General features: G+C 71.9%; 15 protein-coding genes. 6 read left to right on the top strand and 9 right to left on the bottom strand.

Annotated elements, in window-relative coordinates; translation table 11 throughout:
- Positions 1 to 142: 142 nt before the first annotated feature.
- Positions 143 to 2,209: a rhamnan synthesis F family protein gene (locus tag AC3IF3_RS28050; RefSeq protein WP_489231152.1), complete on the top strand. Its 2,067-nt coding sequence runs from the start codon at positions 143 to 145 to the stop codon at positions 2,207 to 2,209.
- 288 nt (positions 2,210 to 2,497) lie between these two features.
- Here AC3IF3_RS28050 and AC3IF3_RS28055 read toward each other — a convergent pair whose 3' ends face one another.
- Together AC3IF3_RS28055 and aptA are read right to left on the bottom strand one after the other, a co-directional pair.
- Entirely contained in the window at positions 2,498 to 3,559 is a 1,062-nt protein-coding gene (locus AC3IF3_RS28055) for an SDR family oxidoreductase (protein ID WP_489231154.1), read from the bottom strand.
- Between the two features lie 241 nt (positions 3,560 to 3,800).
- Entirely contained in the window at positions 3,801 to 5,135 is a 1,335-nt protein-coding gene (aptA, locus tag AC3IF3_RS28060) for an omega-aminotransferase AptA (protein ID WP_489231156.1), read from the bottom strand.
- Positions 5,136 to 5,302: 167 nt separating this feature from the next.
- Here aptA and AC3IF3_RS28065 point away from each other — a divergent pair, with 167 nt between their 5' ends.
- The 3 genes from AC3IF3_RS28065 (at position 5,303) to AC3IF3_RS28075 (ending at position 7,769) form a co-directional block, all read left to right on the top strand.
- Positions 5,303 to 5,863 (top strand): cupin domain-containing protein, encoded by a 561-nt coding sequence (locus AC3IF3_RS28065; protein WP_243970771.1) that lies wholly within the window; start codon positions 5,303 to 5,305, stop codon positions 5,861 to 5,863.
- Positions 5,864 to 6,179: 316 nt separating this feature from the next.
- Complete coding sequence (locus AC3IF3_RS28070) at positions 6,180 to 7,499, top strand: MFS transporter (protein ID WP_489231158.1); 1,320 nt, start codon at positions 6,180 to 6,182, stop codon at positions 7,497 to 7,499.
- A gap of 69 nt (positions 7,500 to 7,568) precedes the next feature.
- Positions 7,569 to 7,769, top strand: a complete 201-nt coding sequence (locus tag AC3IF3_RS28075) for a hypothetical protein (RefSeq protein WP_489231159.1) — start codon at positions 7,569 to 7,571, stop codon at positions 7,767 to 7,769.
- A gap of 7 nt (positions 7,770 to 7,776) precedes the next feature.
- Here the strand turns inward: AC3IF3_RS28075 and AC3IF3_RS28080 are convergent, their stop codons facing one another.
- The 3 genes from AC3IF3_RS28080 to AC3IF3_RS28090 all read right to left on the bottom strand — a co-directional run bounded on the left by AC3IF3_RS28080 (position 7,777) and on the right by AC3IF3_RS28090 (position 10,587).
- On the bottom strand, positions 7,777 to 8,646 hold the full coding sequence (locus tag AC3IF3_RS28080; RefSeq protein ID WP_489231160.1) for an amidohydrolase family protein: 870 nt from the start codon (positions 8,644 to 8,646) through the stop codon (positions 7,777 to 7,779).
- Positions 8,647 to 8,648: 2 nt separating this feature from the next.
- Complete coding sequence (locus AC3IF3_RS28085) at positions 8,649 to 9,953, bottom strand: MFS transporter (RefSeq protein ID WP_409564848.1); 1,305 nt, start codon at positions 9,951 to 9,953, stop codon at positions 8,649 to 8,651.
- A gap of 130 nt (positions 9,954 to 10,083) precedes the next feature.
- A complete protein-coding gene (locus AC3IF3_RS28090) occupies positions 10,084 to 10,587 on the bottom strand; it encodes a hypothetical protein (protein WP_243970871.1) in 504 nt (167 codons plus the stop codon).
- Between the two features lie 201 nt (positions 10,588 to 10,788).
- Here AC3IF3_RS28090 and AC3IF3_RS28095 point away from each other — a divergent pair, with 201 nt between their 5' ends.
- Positions 10,789 to 11,526 carry a phosphodiester glycosidase family protein gene (locus tag AC3IF3_RS28095; RefSeq protein WP_489231382.1) on the top strand — a complete coding sequence of 246 codons (738 nt, stop codon included), beginning with the start codon at positions 10,789 to 10,791 and terminating at the stop codon, positions 11,524 to 11,526.
- A 9-nt stretch (positions 11,527 to 11,535) separates the two neighbouring features.
- On the opposite strand, the gene AC3IF3_RS28100 is transcribed toward AC3IF3_RS28095, so the two are convergent.
- Complete coding sequence (locus tag AC3IF3_RS28100) at positions 11,536 to 12,666, bottom strand: NADH:flavin oxidoreductase/NADH oxidase (RefSeq protein WP_243970762.1); 1,131 nt, start codon at positions 12,664 to 12,666, stop codon at positions 11,536 to 11,538.
- 219 nt (positions 12,667 to 12,885) lie between these two features.
- Between AC3IF3_RS28100 and AC3IF3_RS28105 the strand changes: the two genes are divergently transcribed.
- Positions 12,886 to 13,362, top strand: coding sequence for a phospholipase A2 family protein (locus AC3IF3_RS28105; protein ID WP_489231161.1), 477 nt, complete (start codon positions 12,886 to 12,888; stop codon positions 13,360 to 13,362).
- A 33-nt stretch (positions 13,363 to 13,395) separates the two neighbouring features.
- Here AC3IF3_RS28105 and AC3IF3_RS28110 read toward each other — a convergent pair whose 3' ends face one another.
- The 3 genes from AC3IF3_RS28110 to AC3IF3_RS28120 form a co-directional block, all read right to left on the bottom strand.
- Complete coding sequence (locus AC3IF3_RS28110; RefSeq protein ID WP_489231162.1) at positions 13,396 to 14,661, bottom strand: extracellular catalytic domain type 1 short-chain-length polyhydroxyalkanoate depolymerase; 1,266 nt, start codon at positions 14,659 to 14,661, stop codon at positions 13,396 to 13,398.
- Positions 14,662 to 14,738: 77 nt separating this feature from the next.
- On the bottom strand, positions 14,739 to 15,158 hold the full coding sequence (locus AC3IF3_RS28115; protein ID WP_243970757.1) for a CopG family transcriptional regulator: 420 nt from the start codon (positions 15,156 to 15,158) through the stop codon (positions 14,739 to 14,741).
- A gap of 97 nt (positions 15,159 to 15,255) precedes the next feature.
- Positions 15,256 to 17,181, bottom strand: a complete 1,926-nt coding sequence (locus tag AC3IF3_RS28120) for an AMP-binding protein (protein ID WP_489231163.1) — start codon at positions 17,179 to 17,181, stop codon at positions 15,256 to 15,258.
- Positions 17,182 to 17,277: the final 96 nt, after the last annotated feature.

Below are 17,277 nucleotides of genomic sequence, written 5' to 3' on the forward strand. Positions count from 1 at the left end.
AAGGAACCGGTCTGCGGCCGAGCCTGCGCCGCGCCCCGTCTCCTCCGCCATACCGGCGCCGACCCATGCCGGCGCGGGGCTGGAGCGAGACGATCCGGCCCGGCCGGACACCGATCCGTAGCCAGGCACAGGAACCAGATCGTTGACCGAGGATGCCCGCGCCGCTGACTCACGCTCAGGTCCCGCCGCGGATCTGCACGGCGCGTTCGATCGGGGCTGGTACACCCTGCGTTACCCGGACGTCGCGTCGGCGCAGGTCGATCCCGGCGCGCACTACGCCACCCACGGACAGGCGGAGGGGCGGTATCCCAATCCCGAGGCCGAGATGAGGGCTCTCGGAGAGATCGTCGACCCCGCCTGGTACCGCGCGCGCTATCCGGACGTGGCCGCCACGGGCGCCGATCCGGTCCGGCACTACCTCCTCTACGGTCGGGCCGAGGGCCGCTTTCCCAACGCCGATCGCGAGCCGCGGGAGGTCTGGAACACCCGCTTCGATCCGACCTGGTACCGGGCGCGGAACGCGGATCTCGGTCCCTACCGGGACGACCCCCTGGAGCATTTCCGACGGATCGGCCTCCTGGAGGGCCGGGCGGCCAATGCGGCCGAAGAGGATCGGGCGGTATGGCACGGCATCTTCGATCCGGACTGGTACCGCGCCCGCAATCCCGATGTCGCCCGGCGCGGGCTCGACCCCCTGGAGCACTTCCTCACGGAAGGCCTCGTCGACCGCCGCCGCCCCAACCCGCACGCGGTCCTCGAGTCGGAGCCGGTCACGGCGGCGCGGCTCGATCGTCTGAGGGGCAGCGCATTCGCCGCCGAGGTCGCCCTGTTCGTGACGCACACGAGCGACGGCGCGATCAAGCCGCATGTCGTCCACCATGTCGCGGGTCTGCAGCGATGCGGGATCGCCTGTGCCCTGATCGTGGTCTGCGATGACGGTGACGCGCCGGTCACGGGCCCGGCCCTCGACCGGGCCGAACACGTCTTCCGGCGGGCGAATGCGGGTTTCGATTTCGCCGCCTGGGCCCACGTGCTGCGCCGGCATCCCGAACTCTTCGGCGCGGAGATCCTGTACCTCGTCAACGACAGCGTCTTCGGCCCCACGAGCCCGGAGGCGCTGGAGCGGGTGGTCGCCCGGATCCGGACGAGCGCGGCCGACCTCGTCGGCCTGACCGACAACGCCGACCGCGGCTGGCACGTCCAGAGCTACTTCCTCGCCTTGAAACAGCGCTTCCTCGGATCCGCGGCGGGGCGGGCGTTCTTCGACGGCGTGGTGTCGTACACCCACAAGAACGACGTCGTGAACGAGTACGAAACGCAACTGGCACGCCACGCGACGGCGCGCGGGTTTCGCGCGGAGGTCCTGTTCCCGACGCCCGACTGGCTCGACGCGACGCTGCACAACTGGCGCAGGCTCCTGCGGGCCGGCTTCCCCTATCTCAAGGTCGGGACGGCGCGGGCCCTCGTCCCGGACGTCGAGACCACGGATTGGCGCGCCGAGATGGCCGGGCGCGGCTACGACACGGCCCCGGCGGACGCGACGCTGGCGCAACTCGCCCGGGCGGGGGCCGGGGACGACGCGGAGCGCCGCATCCGCGCCGAGATGCACGCGTTCCTGGCGGCTGGGGCGACGATCGACCTGACGCCGGGCGCGGCCCCGCTCGTCTCGGTCCTCGCCGTCCTCGACGGACGCCCGGCGCGGTTCCTGCACCTGATCCGCGTCCTCGCGGAACGCCGCCGCGCGCCGGGCGAGGTCGTGATCGTCGACAATGCCGCGATCGATGACACGCATCACGTCCTCGGGCGGCTCGCGGGCGCGACCATCCTGACGCACGTGGCGCCCCTGCCGCCGCTGCGCGCGGCCCGCCGGGCCCTCGCCCAGGCCCGGGGGGGCATCGTGGTCCTCTGGCGCCCGGAGGCGGGGCGAGCCTGCGGGCCGGAGGCGCCGGCCGGCGCCGGGGCGGCGGACGGGCAGCCCCTGCGCGACCGTCTGGAACAGGTCTGGCCGGCCGGGGACGGGCTGCGCATCGCGGAACTGCAGGTGGCCGCAGACGCGTCCTGGTGCGCCCTCGGCTTCGAGCATCACGGCGACCACCTCGGGGTGGCCTACGCCATGTGGCGTCACGATGCGCCGCGGGCCCTGGAGCAGCTCGTCGACCTTCTGGAGCCGTCCCCGGAGGGGGACGTTTTTGATCCGAACGTGCTCTGACGGAAACGCCCTCCGGGCGATGCCGGGCCCTTGGGGGAGGAAGGACGCGCTGACGCCGGAGCCGTAGACCGCCAGCGTTTCAATCGACCGGGCTTCGCGGCAGGTCGCTCTGAGACCGAATACGATCGGAAGCACCGACACCGCCGCGAACAGGAGCCGCGCGGGACCGGGCGAGCGGTTCCGCGCGGCCGCCATCGTGACCGCGGCGTGTGCCCCAAAGGACGACGGCGAGGCCCCGGCGGCATAGGCGCGGAAACGGTCCCCCGCGGCCGCCGGGTTGGATGTGGCTTACGGAATCAGCTTGTCCGCCCGAAGCTGCCCGAACAGATCGTAGAACGCGTCGTCGGTCGGCTGATACGCCGTGAAGCCGAGGCGGCGGCTCTTGCTCATGTCGGTGACGACCTCGATCGGCCGGCCGAGATCGGCATCCGTGTGCCAGGGGGAGGCGAGTTTTTCGAGGTTCGGCTCGGCGAGGCCGTGGCGCTGGGCGATCTCGGCCCAGGCCGGCCCGTCCTGCGCCATCCGGGGTTCGAGGGGGCGGTGCGTGCCGTCGAACGGCACCGCCTCGATCCCGAACCACGCGGCGATCCGGCCCCACATCCAGCTCCACCGGAAGACATCGCCGTCGACCACGTTGAAGGCCTCGTTGGCGGCCCGCGGTTCGGTGGAGGCCCAGAGCAGGTGGCGGGCGAGCTGCCGCGCGTCGGTCATGTCGGTCAGCCCGTTCCACTGCGCGGCCGAGCCCGGGAAGACGAACGGACGCCCCAGCTCCCGGCACAGGGTGGCGTAGCAGGCGAGCGTCGTGCCCATGTTCATGGCGTTGCCCACCGCCTTGCCGATGATCGTGTGCGGGCGGTGCACGCTCCAGGTAAAGCCGTCGCGCGCGGCGGCGGCAAAAACCGCGTCCTCCTGCGCGTAATAGAAATTCTCGATGTCGAGCCGGCCCTGGTCCTCGCGGAACGGGGTCTGCGGCAGGCTGCCTTTGCCATAGGCCTCGAACGGCCCGAGATAGTGCTTGAGCCCAGTCACCAGGGCGACGTGGCGGACGCTCTTCTTCGGGCGGAGCGCGTCGAGCAGGTTCTCGACCATGGCGCGGTTGACGCGGATCATCTCCGCCTCGGTGGGGCGCCGCTGCCAGGTAGCGAGGAACACGTGGGTCGGTGCGACCTCGGGGAGCGCCCGCTCCAGGGAGGCCGGATCCTGCAGGTCGCCCGCCACCGGCTCGACGCCCGCCTGGTCCACCGGATGACGGGCAAGGCCGGCCACCCGCCAGCCCTCCTCAGTGAGCAGTGCTGCGGTGGCGCTGCCGACGATTCCGCTGGCGCCGACGATCAGGGCGGTGTTCGACATGCAAAGCCTCGTGCCCGGGCCAAATCCGGGTCCGGGGCAGATGGGCACGGGCGGTGTCGCGACAACCCCACCGTGCAGGGCGGACACCCATGCGGTGGGATCGCGTCCTGGTCTCGAAAGGTCGAGACCTTTCGCGGGTCCAGGGCAGAGCCCTGGTGTCGGGCAGCGCCCGAGACGGTCAGGGCTTTGCCCTGACAATCCACCAAAGGGCACGCCCTTTGGAAGCCCGGACGGAGACCGCTCAGGCGGCCCGGTCGATCGCCGCGCCCAGCACGTCCACGATCTCGCCGATCTGGTCCCTCTCGATGATCAGCGGCGGCGACAGCGCGACGATGTCGCCGGTGACCCGGGTGAGCAGGCCGCGCGCGAAGCAGTCCACGAACACGTCGTAGGCACGCTTGCCCGGTGCGTCGGGACGCGGCGCCAGCTCGATGCCGGCGATCAGCCCGATGGTGCGGATGTCGATCACCCCCTTGCGTCCGCGCAGGTCGTGCATCGCCGAGGCCCAGTCGTCGGCGATGTCGGCGACGCGGGTCAGCAGCCCCTCGTCCCGGTAGATGTCGAGGGTCGCGATGCCGGCCGCGCAGGCGATCGGGTGGCCGGAATAGGTGTAGCCGTGGAACAGCTCGATCCCGTCCGGGCCGTTCATCAGCCCGTCGTGCACCGCCCGGCTCGCGAAGACCGCGCCCATCGGCACCGTGCCGTTGGTCAGCCCCTTGGCGCTGGTCACGAGGTCCGGGACGACCCCGAAATAATCCGTCGCGAAGGGCGCGCCGAGGCGGCCGAAGCCGGAGATCACCTCGTCGAAGATCAGCAGGATGCCGTGCTGGGTGCAGAGCGCGCGCAGGCGTTCCAGGTAGCCCTTCGGCGGGACCAGCACGCCCGTGGAGCCGGCCACCGGCTCGACGATGCAGGCCGCGATGGTCTCCGCCCCGTGGAGCGCCACCAGCCGCTCTAGATCCTCGGCGAGTTCCGCCCCGTGCTCGGGCTGGCCCTTCACGAAGGCGTTGCGGGCCGGGTCGTGGGTGTGGCGCAGGTGGTCGGTGCCGTTGAGCTGCGGGAAGACCCGCCGGTTCGACACGATGCCGCCGACCGACAGCCCGCCGAAGCCGACGCCGTGATAGCCGCGCTCACGGCCGATCAGCCGGGTGCGGGTCCCCTGCCCGATCGCCCGCTGGTAGGCCAGCGCGATCTTGAGGGCGGTGTCGACCGATTCCGAGCCGGAATTGGTGAAGAACACCCGGTCGAGGCGCTTGTCGGGGCCGCCGGGGGCGATCTCGGCCAGGCGCTCGGCGAATTCGAAGGCGATGGGGTGGCCCATCTGGAAGGTCGGGGCGAAGTCGAGGGTGGAGAGCTGATGCTCCACGGCCGCCGCGATCCCCCGGCGCCCGTGGCCGGCATTCACGCACCAGAGGCCCGCGGTTCCGTCCAGGATCGTGCGGCCGTCGTCGGCGGTGTAGTGCATGCCTTCGGCGGAGACGAGCAGGCGCGGCGCCGCCTTGAACTGGCGGTTGGCGGTGAACGGCATCCAGAAGGCGTCCATCGCGGGCGTGTTGCGGAGCGGATGATCGGTCATGGGGCGGCTCTCCGGGGCGAACGGCGCGGATCGGGCGACCGGGCCAGGGGACACCTTCGCCGATCCGGCAACAAGTCCTTTTCTGGCCGCCGGCAACCCCTTGCAGGAACGGGGCCGAGGACGGCACTGTTGCGGGATCCGCAACACCTGAAACGGGGCCACGTAGGATGAGCATCGATGTTGGCGCCCGGCTGCGCTTCGTGCGTGCGCGCCACGGCCTGTCGCAGCGGACGCTCGCCAAGCGGGCCGGGGTGACGAATTCCGCGATCTCGCTGATCGAGGCCAACCGGGTGAACCCCTCGGTGGGCGCCCTGAAGCGGATCCTCGACGGGGTGCCGATCGGCATGGCCGCGTTCTTCGCCCTGGAGCCGGAGCCCGAGCGCAAGGTGTTCTTCGCGGCCGAGGAGCTCACCGAGATCGGCCGGCGCGCCGCCAAGGGGGCGATCTCGTACGCCCAAGTCGGCGACAGCCTGTTCGGGCGCAAGCTCCAGATCCTCAAGGAGCGCTACGAGCCCGGCGCCGATACCGGCCGGGTGCCCCTCTCCCACGAGGGCGAGGAGGGCGGCATCGTCCTCTCCGGCCGCCTGGAGGTGACGGTGGACGCGGAGCGCCGGATCCTCGGCCCCGGCGACGCCTACAGCTTCGACAGCCGCCGCCCACACCGCTTCCGCTGCGTCGGGCCCAACCCCTGCGAGGTGGTGAGCGCCTGCACGCCACCGAGTTTTTGAAAAATGGCGGGCGCCAGGACTCCCATCCAATCCCCTCATCCTGAGGTGCCGGCGCGCAGCGGAGGCCTCGAAGGAGCCCTCCAGCCAGCCGCGCGATCCCTGGAGCCCTCCTTCGAGGCCCGCTGACGCGGGCACCTCAGGATGAGGGGATTGGATGGAGGTGCCGGCTCGTCGTGGAGATGCAACCTTGGAAGACCGCGACAGGCGACTCCACGTCCGGTTGAAACACGCGCCCTTTCGCGTGCAGGCGTTGCGGTGGGCTGCCCGGCTGGGCATGAGGACTTACGCTTGAATTCATAATGCCACGCGAGGATCGATGGCCGCCACCACCGCCGCTCCGGTTACCGGGACCGGAACGAACCAGTCCGCCCGGGCGGCGCTGGCGGCCTTCGTGGGCACCACGATCGAGTGGTACGACTTCTTCATCTACGGCACCGCCGCGGCCCTGGTGTTCGGGCCGCTCTTTTTCACGGCGGAATCGCCCTACATCGCCACGCTCTCGGCCTTCGGCACCTTCGCGGTGGGCTTCCTGGCCCGGCCGCTCGGCGGCCTGATCTTCGGCACGCTCGGCGACCGGTTCGGGCGCAAGCGCGCCCTCGTGGCGACCCTGGTGATGATGGGCATCGCCACCTCGGGGATCGGGCTGCTGCCGACCTACGCCTCGGTCGGCCTGTGGGCGCCGGTGCTGCTGGTCGTCCTGCGGCTGATCCAGGGGCTGGCGGTCGGCGGCGAGTGGGGCGGGGCGGTGCTGATGGCCGCCGAGCACGCGCCGGCCGGGCGCAACACCTTCTATGCCTCCTTCGCGCAGCTCGGCAGCCCCGCCGGGCAGATCCTGTCGCTCCTGGCCTTCCGCCTCGCCGGCCTCCTCGACAAGGAGAGCTTTCTGGCGTGGGGCTGGCGGGTGCCGTTCCTCATCAGCATCCTCCTGCTCGCCGTGGGGCTCGCGATCCGCCTCGGCGTCGCGGAATCGCCGGCCTTCGAGAAGGCCCGGGCCGCGGGCGGCCCGCCGCCGGCCCCCGTGCGCGAGGTGCTGACCACCTGCCTCAAGCCGGTGCTGCTCGCGGCGGGCGCCAACACCTTCGCGATCGCCTCCGTCTACCTGTTCAACACCTTCATGATTGCCTTCACCACGCAGTATCTCGGCATCGCCCGGGGGACGATCCTCGACGCCCTGCTGATTGCCGCCGTCGTGCAACTGATCATGACCCCGGTGGGCGCCCGGATCGCGGAGGCGATCCGCAACGAGCGCCTGTTCCTGCAGGGGACACTGATCTGGGCGATGCTGGCGCCCTATCCCCTGTTCTGGCTGGTCGAGACCAAGTCGGTGCCGCTGATCGTCCTCGGGCTCGCCCTCAACGTGATCGGCAGCGCGACCTTCTACGCGGTGATCGCCGGCTACCTCGCGGGGGCCTTTCCGACCCGGATCCGCTACACGGCGATCTCGATCGCCTACCAGTTCTGCGGGGCGCTGGCCGGCGGCCTGACGCCGATCGTCGGCACCGTCCTGGCCGAGCGCTTCCAGGGCCATTGGTGGCCGATCGCGGCGTTCGGGACCGTCCTGGCCGGCGTGTCCTTCGTCTGCGTGACGCTGATCGGCGGCTACCGGGCCCGGCAGCGGGGCTTCCTCGACGGATGAGCGCCGATCGCTCAAAGGCCCCGGATCCGGCTAACGCCGGATTCAGGTCCGCGATGTAGGATCGGCGTCATGGATCCCGTTTCCGCCACCGCCGCCGTCCAGATGCTGGCGTCGTCCCAGAACCAGCAGATCGGCATCGCCGTCGCCCGGCAGCAGGTCGCATCGGACAAGGCGGTCGCGGGGCTCGTGGCGGACAGCGCCCAGAGCGCGGCCAGCGCCGGCCCGCCGGCGCCCGCCGGACAGGGCCAGAGCGTCGACCTGCGGGTCTGAGCGCGCCCTACCCGAAGCCGTAGAGCCGCCGCGGATTGTCGACGAAGACCATCCGGCGGCGCTCGTCGTCCGGCACCCAATCGGCCATCAGGTCGAGGAGCGCCGCGGTCCGGGGCGGCCCGTCCCAGGCGGCCACGTGCGGCCAATCCGAGCCCCAGAGGCAGCGCTCGGGGGCCGCTTCGTTGAGGGCGCGGGCGAAGGGGATCGTGTCGGCGTAGGGCGGCCCGGTCACGGAATCCCGGAAGGCGCCCGACAGCTTCACCCACTGGCCGTCGGCGACGAGACCGAGCAGCGCCTGGAAGCCCGGATGGTCCAATCCGGCCGACGCCGGCATGTGGCCCATATGGTCGAAGACCAGCGGCACGGCCAAGCGCGACAGGCGGCCGGCGATCGGCGGCAGGTGCCTTGCGTCGAGCAGGAACTGGAGGTGCCAGCCCATCTCCCGGGCCAGCGCCCCGTAGGACTCCACCGCGTCGAGCCCGACCCCGCCGCCGAACAGCACGTTGAGGCGCAGGCCGACCACCCCGGCCTCCTTCAGGGCGGCGAGTTCCGTATCGGGCAGGCCGAGCGGGATCACCGCGATGCCGCGCAGGCGCGCCCGGTTGGCGCGCAGGGTCTCGACCATCAGCCGGTTGTCGGTGCCGTGGACGCTGACCTGGACGAGCACGCCGTTTTCCATGCCGGTCCCGTCGAGCATCGCGAGATACCGGTCCGCAGGGGCCGCCGGGGGCGTGTAGCTGCGGTCCGGCACCAGCGGGTAGGCCGGCGGCAGGCCGATCACGTGGGCGTGGGTGTCGACCGCGCCGGGTGGCACGGCGTAGCGGGTCGGGCCGCGGGGATGCGGGTCCGGGGCGGGGCAGTCTCGGATCTCGGGCATGGTCAGGAATCCGCGTGCAGGACCTTGCCGCGGGTCTCGGGCAGGGCGAAGGCCGCCAGGAAGAACACCCCGTAGGCGATGGCCGCGAAGATCGCGATGGCCGAGGCGAGGCCGGCGCGCTCCGACAGGTAGCCGACCAGCGCCGGGAACAGGGCGCCGACGCCCCGGCCGAAATTGTAGCAGAACCCCTGCCCCGAGCCGCGCAGGCGGGTCGGGTAGAGTTCGGTCAGGAAAGCGCCCATCCCGGAGAAATAGCCCGAGGCGAAGAACCCCAGCGGGAAGCCCAGCACCCAGAGCATACCGTTGGAGAGCGGGATCTGCGTGTAGGCGACGACCACCGCGATGGCGCCGACGGAGAAGATCAGGAACAGCGGCCGTCGCCCCAGGCGGTCGGCGAGCCACGCACCGACGAGGTAGCCGGTGAACGAGCCGACGATCAGCGCCGAGAGGTAGCCGGTGGAGGAGACGATCGAGAGGTGGCGCTCGGTGGTGAGGAAGCGCGGCACCCAGGTGGTGATCGCGTAGTAGCCGCCCTGGCAGCCCGCCGCCGCGAGCGAGGCGAGCAGGGTGGTCTTGAGGATCGGCCCCGAAAAAATCTCCCAGATCTGCGGCCGGTCGCCGGAGGCGGCCGCCCGGGCGCGGGTCTCGGCGGCGACCTGCGGCTCCTCGACGTAGCGGCGCAGGTAGAACACCAGCAGCGCCGGCAGTGCGCCGACCCCGAACATCCAGCGCCACGCGGTCTCGGGCGGCAGCAGCGAGAACAGCACCGCCTGCGACAGGACCGCGAGGCCCCAGCCGATCGCCCAGCCGGACTGGACGGAGCCGACGGCGCGGCCGCGATACTCGGCCCGGATCGTCTCACCGATCAGGACGGCCCCGGCCGCCCACTCGCCGCCGAAGCCCAGCCCCAGGATCGCCCGGGCGATGAGCAACTGGTCGAAATTCTGTACGAAGGCGCAGAGCAGGGAGAAGACCGAGAACCACAGGATCGTGATCTGCAGGGTCAGCACCCGGCCGATCCGGTCGGCGACGAAGCCCGCGAGCCAGCCGCCCAGCGCCGAGGCCAGCAGCGTCACCGTGGCGGCGAGCCCGGCCGTGCCGGAATCGACGTGCCACAGGGCCATGATCGTCCCGATCACCAGCGGGTAGATCATGAAGTCCATGCCGTCGAGGCACCACCCGGCGGCGCACGCCCAGAAGGTGTGCCGCTCCGGCGGCGTCATGGAGCGGTAGAAGGCCATGAGGCTGGCGTCGCGGATCTCGACCGCGTCCACGCCCGAATGCCCCTGCCCGGTTGCCATGCTCATCCGCCCTCTCCCGCCGCCCGATACGTGTATCGGCGTCCGGGACGGAGCTGTCCAACGCCGCGGGGGGATCAAGCAAAGAAAAGGCCGCCCGAAGGCGGCCTCTCCAGTCTTTTCGCTGTCGAAACGCGGCTCAGTAGCAGCGCTCGACCAGGACCCGGCGGTAGCCGTAGGGGGTCCAGCGCACCCGCGGGACCGTGTAGCAGCCGCCGCCGCCGCCGTAGCCGTAATCGCCGCCGTAGCCGTAGCCCACCGGGGCGTAGCCGCCGCCGTAACCGTAGCCGCCATAGCCGCCGTAGCCGTAGCCCGGGTAGCCGTAGCCGCCGTAGAGGCCGCCGGCCGCCAGTCCGAGCCCGACGCCGAGACCCAGGCCGCCGAGGCCGTAGCCATAGCCGCCGCGATAGCCGTAGCCGCGGCCGTAGAAGCCGCGGCCGTATCCGCCGCGGAAGCCGGCGCCGCGGAAGCCGCCACCGAAGCCGCCGCCCCGGAAGCCGCCGAAGCCGCCGCCGTGGAACCCGCCGCCGAAACCGCCGCCATGGAAGCCGCCGCCGCCGAAGCCGCGGGCATCCGCGCTGGCCGGCGCGAGAGCCAAGGCACCCGCTGCCAGCAGGGCCGAGCCGAGCACTGCACCCTTCATCACGTCATCTCCGTCGAAAACCGCCCTCTGGGGCAAGAAACGTGGAAGGCGTGAAACAGTTCAGGCGGCGCCCGCGACCTGCCGACGCTGGCCGGCAAGCCCCGGCACGGCTCCGGACTCGAAAATCGCCGCTTTCCGGGGTGACAGGCGCCCCCAGCGCCCTCAAGCCCCTGAAAAGCCGGCACGGACCGAGTGATGACGATGCGCCCCGCTCACGCCCTGTTGATCATGCTCCTCGCCCTGGCCGTACCCGGCCGGGCCGTGGCGGCCCCGGAGCCCTGCCGGGCGATGGAGGCCCAGGGCGAGAGCTTCACGGTCTGCACGATCGATCTGCGGCGGCAGCGCCTGCAGCTGTTCTGGCTGCAGGCGGACGGGCGGCCCTACGGGGCCCTCGGGACGCTGGCCGCGGCGCAGGGCAAGCCCCTCAGCTTCGCGATGAATGCCGGCATGTACGACAAGGACCAAGCGCCGGTGGGCCTCTACGTCGAGGGCGGGCACGAGATGAAGCACGTCTCGACCGCCGACGGTCCGGGCAACTTCCACCTCAAGCCCAACGGCGTCTTCTGGGTGAAGGGCGAGCGGGCCGGGGTGCTCGACACCGCCCATTATCTCCGGGCGAAGATCCGGCCGGACTACGCCACGCAATCCGGCCCGATGCTGGTGATCGACGGCCAGATCCACCCGAAGATCTCCGTCGACGGGCCGAGCCAGAAGATCCGCAACGGCGTCGGCATGGCTGAGGACGGGCACGTGGCGATCTTCGCCATCTCCGAGCGGCCGGTGACCTTCGGGGCCTTCGCGCGGCTGTTCCGGGACGATCTCGGCTGCCGCAACGCCCTGTTCCTGGACGGCTCGGTGTCGAGCCTCTACGCGCCCAATCTCGGCCGCACCGACATCAGCCGGCCGCTGGGACCGCTGGTGGGGGCGATGGCCCGCTGAGACGAACGCTCAGCGTTGCCCGAAGGCCGTATCCGTGAACAGGTCCTTGTACTCCCGCGGCTGCGAGCGCCAGTACTGCTTCGGCGCCCGCACCCGGGCGCCGAGTTCGGCGGCGGCGTGCCAGGGCCAGCGCGGGTCGTAGAGCATGGCACGGGCCAGCGAGATCGCGTCCGCCCGGCCCTCCTGCAGGATCGCCTCCGCCTGCTGAGCTTCGGTGATGAGCCCCACCGCGATGGTGATGAGACCGGTCTCGGCCTTGATCCGCTCGGCATAGGGCACCTGGTAGCCCGGCCCGAGGGTGATCGCCTGCTTGGGCGAGACGCCGCCGGTGGAGACGTGGATCGCGGGCGAGCCGGCCCGCTTCAGGGCCTGGGCCAGCGCCACGGTCTCGTCGAGGTTCCAGCCGTCCTCCACCCAGTCCGTGGCCGAGACGCGCAGCCAGACGGGGCTGCCCGCCGGGACGACGTCGCGCACGGCGGCGTAGACCTCCAGGGGGAAACGCATGCGGTTCTCGAGGCTGCCGCCGTACTGGTCGGTGCGCTTGTTGGCGAGCGGCGACAGGAACTGGTGCAGCAGGTAGCCGTGGGCCCCGTGCAGCTCCACCGCTTCGATGCCGAGGCGCACGGCGCGCTTGGCCGTGGCCACGAACTGGTCGCGGATACGCTTGAGGTCGGCGCCGTCGAGGGCGTGGGGCGGGACCTCGCCCTCCCCGTGCGCCACCGGCGAGGGCGCCTCGGTGCGCCAGCCGTAGGGGTGCTCCGGCGGGATCTGCTGTCCGCCGGCCCAGGGGGCGTCGCTCGACGCCTTGCGGCCGGCATGGGCGATCTGGATGCAGATCGGGATCGGGGCGTATTCGCGCACAGCGTCGAGCACCCGGGCGAGCGCTCGCTCGCATCCGTCCGAGTACAGGCCGAGATCCCAGGCGGTGATCCGCGCCTCGGGGGAGATCGCGGTGGCCTCCAGCGTCAGCAGGCCCGCCCCCGAGGCGGCGAGATGGCCGAGATGCATCATGTGCCAATCGGTGGCCTCACCGTCCCGGGCCGAATACTGGCACATCGGCGCGATCAGGATGCGGTTCTCGAGCGTGAGCGCATCGAGCGTCAGCGGCTCGAACAGGCGGGCGGTCGTCGCGGCGGTCATGGTCGGCTCCGGAGGCGTGGTGTCAATCTGGCGCAGGACGGACCCGCCGGCCAGTGCGCTCCGGCAGGGCAGCCATGACGGCGCCGTCGCGCAGCCGTGGGGCGTTCAAGAGCCTGTCATCGGGACGGCGTGCCGGGAACCTGCCGGCGCGGCCACCGGTTTTTGACGTTGTCACCACGACGCGAACCGCCTGAGGGGGTGAGATCGCCCGAGGTTCCGATGATGCTCGCAAAACACGCCGCCCCGTTTCTTCTTTCCGCCGGCTGCGCCGTCCTGGCGGCGCCGTCCCAGGCCCAGCCCGCTGCCTTCGGCGGACCCAAGATCCTGATCCACGGCAATTACTGCGGTCCGGGCAACAACGCCCCGCTGCCGCCGATCGACGCCCTCGACGCCGCCTGCGCCCGCCACGACGCCTGCACGCCGGAGGGCGGGATGCCCTCGCAGGCCTGCAACCTCCGCCTCAAGCGCGAGGCCGCGCTGATCGCCCGCGATCCGCGCCAGACCGACGATCTGCGCGCGATGGCCGGCTTCGTGGCGGCCACCGCGACCCTGATCCCGTCCGAGCCCGGCCCGCAGCGCGCGCCGACTGCCCTCGCCGCCACGGTGCGGCCCGGCGCCGACGCGCCGGTCCTGTCCCGGGGTATGCCGGAGGCCGAGCCCGGCCTCGCGCCGGACGACGACGCCGACGCCGACTGAGGGACGTCGGCGTTCCGGCCGCGCCGCCCGGCCTCAGGTCCGGGGGCGCGGCTGGAGTGTGTGGGACAGGAAGAAGCGCACCATCGCGCCGCTCGCGTCCGGGCCCCGCGGCTCCGTGTAGGAGCCGGCCGGGCTGCCCCCCGACCAGGCATGCCCGACCCCGTGCAGGACCCAGTATTCCTGGACCGGACGTCCATCCGCATCGCTGCGGGTCGTGCAGGTATAGGCGATGCCCCCCGGGCTCGTGCCCCGGCTGACCGTCTCGGCGAGGCCCGGGGCCGCGCCGGCCTGGGCGATCACCTGATCGCCGTTGGCCGGGTGCACCGTGCGGTCGCCGTCGCCGTGGAACACGATGGTCGGCACCGCCTGACTGTTGCGCCCGGTGACCCCCGCCTTGCCCTTCATCGCCGCGAAGGCCGTCGGCATGTCCCGGGCGGCGCCGCAGGCCAGCCCGGAATGGACGCCGACGGCGGCGAACAGGTCCGGGTAGGTCGCCGCCAGGATCGCCGCCGCGGCGCCGCCGGCCGAGAGTCCCGCCGCGTAGACCTTGGTGGGATCGCCCGAGAACTCCGCCAGCACCGCCCGGGCGATGCCGGCGATGAGTTCCGGCTCGCCGCCCGCGCGGGCCTGATCGCCGGCCGCGTACCAGTTCCAGCACCGCTGCATGTTGGCGGCCTGCGACTGCTCCGGATACGCCACCAGGAACCCCTGCGCCTCGGCCAGGGCGTTCATCTGCGTGCCCGCGGCGAAATCATCCGGATTCTGGGTGCAGCCGTGCAGCATCACCACCAGGGGTAGCGCTTGCCCGGCATGGCCGCTCGGGACGTAGACCTTGTAGCGCCGGCTGCCGGCGGCCCCCGTGAAGACCCGCTCCTCGAACCGGGCGCCGGGCGGGACCGGGGCCGGCGATCCCCCGCTTCCCGCCGGGTGGCCCTCGCGCAGGCCGCGCATCATCGCCGACAGGTCGAGCCCCGCCTTGGGGCGCGCGTTAGAACCCGCTTCGGGCTCCGCCGTGCCGGTCCGGTCCGGCCGGGGCGCCTTCCAGGCGCCGCCGGGGGCGGCGGGCGCCTCCATGTCGATGATCGCGCTGTCGCCGCCCGCCGGAGCGGGGCGATCGCCCGGTTGCCCGTAGCTCTGTTTCCACCGGGCGAAGGCCGCGGCCTGCTCGCGCCGGAGCTTGGCCATCGCGTCGGTGAACCGGCCGGTCGGGTCGGCACCGGAGCCGAAGCGGCCGGGATTTAGCCCTTCGAGCTTCGACGGATCGCGTTTGGAGAGGTCGAGTTTGGGAAAACGGAACATGGGGCCGATCCTTCGGGAAGCGGTTCGGACGCGGCCGGACGGTTCATCCGTCTCTGGGACCGGTGCATCGGGGGGCGTCAGGTGATCCGGTCGGCCAGGGCGGCCTTCACGGCGGGGCTGGCCTGGAAGGCGCCGAGCACCTCCACGGCGGCGATGGCGGCGCGGGCCAGTTCGGGGGTGACGTCGCCCGCGACGGTGGCGAGGCCCAGGACCTGGATGTGCAGCGGCGTCCCGGCATCCCGGGCCGCCTCCAGATCGGCCCGGGTGTAGTGCGCCACCCCCAGGCGGAGCTGGCGACGGGCCACGGATTGGCGGACCGCCTCGTTCTGGCGGTCGAGCTGGTTGCGCACCGCGGTGCGGATGAAATCGGCGCGGTTGGCGTAGAACCCGTCGCGGACCATCAGGTCGACGCGCCCGAGATCGACGAAGCCGAGATTGACGGTGATCTTCTCGCTGTCCGGGACCTTCGGGCGCGGCGCGTTTACCGGCTCGCTCATCGGGTTGGAGTCTCCAGGCCATCCGGTTGGATGGTCTAGAGATGGCTATGGGCGTGGTACTTACAAGGGCTGGCGGAGCGACGGCGTCCGTCGGCGGTCAGTCGGCGCCGATCCCGCGCGCCTTCAGGCTCTCGCCGATCTCGTCGAGGGCCGCGGAATCGTCGATCGTCGCCGGCATGGTCCAGGGCTCGTGATCGGCGATGCGTTTCATGGTGGCGCGCAGGATCTTGCCCGAGCGGGTTTTTGGCAGCCGCGGCACGGTCAGCGCCAGCTTGAACGCCGCCACCGGGCCGATCTCGTCGCGCACCTTGGCGACGAGTTCCCGCTCGATCGCCTCGGTCGGTCGGTCGACGCCGGCCTTGAGCACCACGAAGCCGCAGGGCACCTCGCCCTTCAGGGCGTCGCGGATGCCGATGACCGCGCATTCCGCCACGTCCCGATGGCCGGCCAGCACCGCCTCCATGCCGCCGGTGGACAGGCGGTGGCCCGCGACGTTGATGATGTCGTCGGTCCGTCCCAGCACCGTGATGTAGCCGTCCGCGTCGATCACCCCGGCATCCGAGGTGTCGTAGTAGCCCGGGAAGGTGGCGAGGTAGCTCGACCGCATCCGCGCATCCGAACCCCAGAGGGTCGGCAGGCAGCCGGGGGGCAGGGGCAGGCGGAGCGCGATCGTGCCCATCGTGCCGGCCGGGACCGGCTTGGCGCCCTCGTCGAGCACCGCGACCGTGTAGCCGGGCATCGGCACGCAGGTGCTGCCGTGCTTCACCGGCAGCAGGCCGAGCCCCAGCGGGTTGCCGGCGATGGGCCAGCCGGTCTCGGTCTGCCACCAATGGTCGATGACCGGCCGGTTCAGCATCCGCTCGGCCCAGGCGACGGAATCCGGATCGGCCCGCTCGCCGGCCAGGAACAGGCTGCGGAAGGCCGAGAGGTCGTAGTCGACGATCCGGGCGCCCGAAGAGTCCTCCTTCTTGATCGCCCGCAATGCCGTCGGTGCTGTGAACAGGCAGACGACCCCGTACTCGGCGACGACCCGCCAGAACGCCCCGGCATCGGGGGTGCCCACCGGCTTGCCCTCGTAGAGCACCGTCGTGCAGCCGTGGAGCAGCGGCGCGTAGACGATGTAGGAATGGCCGACGACCCAGCCGATGTCGGAGGCGCAGAAATAGGTCTCGCCGGGGGCGACGCCGTAGAGGTTCGGCATCGACCATGCGAGCGCCACGAGATAGCCGCCGGTGTCGCGGACCACGCCCTTGGGCTTCCCCGTCGTGCCCGAGGTGTAGAGGATGTAGAGCGGGTCGGTGGCGGCGACCGGCACGCAATCCGCCCGCTCCCCCGCCGCCTGGGCGGCCGCCACCGCCTCGGCCCAGTCGCGGTCCCGCCCCGGCACCAGCGTCGCGGGGCTCTGCGGGCGCTGCAGGATCAGGCAGGCATCCGGCTTGTGGCTGGAGGCGGCGATGGCCGCGTCGAGGAGCGGCTTGTAGGCGACCACCCGGTTCGGCTCGATCCCGCAGGAGGCGGCCAGCACGACCTTGGGCGCCGCGTCCTCGATCCGCACCGCCAGTTCGTTCGCCGCGAAGCCGCCGAACACCACCGAGTGGACCGCGCCGAGCCGCGCGCAGGCCAGCATGCCGAACAGCGCCTCGGGCACCATCGGCATGTAGAGGATGACCCGGTCGCCCTTGCCGACGCCGAGCCCGGCCAGCACGGCGGCCAGCGCCGCCACGGCGTCGTGCAACGCCCGGTAGGTGATGCTGCGCTTGGTGCCGGTGACGGGGGAATCGTAGCGGATCGCCACCTGGTCCGCCCGGCCGCCCTCGACGTGGCGGTCCACCGCGTTGTGGCAGGCGTTGAGCATCCCGTCCGGGAACCAGCGGCCGTAGGGGCCGGACTCCGCCGCGAAGGCTCGGCTCGGCGCCCGCGACCAGGCGAGCGCCCGGGCCGCGTCGAGCCAGAACGCCTCCGGATCGCGGCTGGCCGATTCGTAGATCCCGGGATAGCGGCCCGGCAGGCTGGCGGTCGTCATCGTCTCGGCGTTCCCCCACCGCCGCTCTCCGGCGGTCGGCGCAGAGTAGATCATTCCTGCGCGGGCGCGAGGCCGGTTCGGTCCCAACCCTGACGA

This window comes from Methylobacterium sp. J-118 (genome assembly GCF_057836565.1).

Bases quoted from the DNA above. Each gene is read 5' to 3' on its own strand.
- AC3IF3_RS28055 (WP_489231154.1), bottom strand. From the start codon at position 3,559: ATGTCGAACACCGCCCTGATCGTCGGCGCCAGCGGAATCGTCGGCAGC.
- aptA (WP_489231156.1), bottom strand. From the start codon at position 5,135: ATGACCGATCATCCGCTCCGCAACACGCCCGCGATGGACGCCTTCTGG.
- AC3IF3_RS28065 (WP_243970771.1), top strand. From the start codon at position 5,303: ATGAGCATCGATGTTGGCGCCCGGCTGCGCTTCGTGCGTGCGCGCCAC.
- AC3IF3_RS28070 (WP_489231158.1), top strand. From the start codon at position 6,180: ATGGCCGCCACCACCGCCGCTCCGGTTACCGGGACCGGAACGAACCAG.
- AC3IF3_RS28075 (WP_489231159.1), top strand. From the start codon at position 7,569: ATGGATCCCGTTTCCGCCACCGCCGCCGTCCAGATGCTGGCGTCGTCC.
- AC3IF3_RS28080 (WP_489231160.1), bottom strand. From the start codon at position 8,646: ATGCCCGAGATCCGAGACTGCCCCGCCCCGGACCCGCATCCCCGCGGC.
- AC3IF3_RS28085 (WP_409564848.1), bottom strand. From the start codon at position 9,953: ATGAGCATGGCAACCGGGCAGGGGCATTCGGGCGTGGACGCGGTCGAG.
- AC3IF3_RS28090 (WP_243970871.1), bottom strand. From the start codon at position 10,587: ATGAAGGGTGCAGTGCTCGGCTCGGCCCTGCTGGCAGCGGGTGCCTTG.
- AC3IF3_RS28095 (WP_489231382.1), top strand. From the start codon at position 10,789: ATGCGCCCCGCTCACGCCCTGTTGATCATGCTCCTCGCCCTGGCCGTA.
- AC3IF3_RS28100 (WP_243970762.1), bottom strand. From the start codon at position 12,666: ATGACCGCCGCGACGACCGCCCGCCTGTTCGAGCCGCTGACGCTCGAT.
- AC3IF3_RS28105 (WP_489231161.1), top strand. From the start codon at position 12,886: ATGATGCTCGCAAAACACGCCGCCCCGTTTCTTCTTTCCGCCGGCTGC.
- AC3IF3_RS28110 (WP_489231162.1), bottom strand. From the start codon at position 14,661: ATGTTCCGTTTTCCCAAACTCGACCTCTCCAAACGCGATCCGTCGAAG.
- AC3IF3_RS28115 (WP_243970757.1), bottom strand. From the start codon at position 15,158: ATGAGCGAGCCGGTAAACGCGCCGCGCCCGAAGGTCCCGGACAGCGAG.
- AC3IF3_RS28120 (WP_489231163.1), bottom strand. From the start codon at position 17,181: ATGACGACCGCCAGCCTGCCGGGCCGCTATCCCGGGATCTACGAATCG.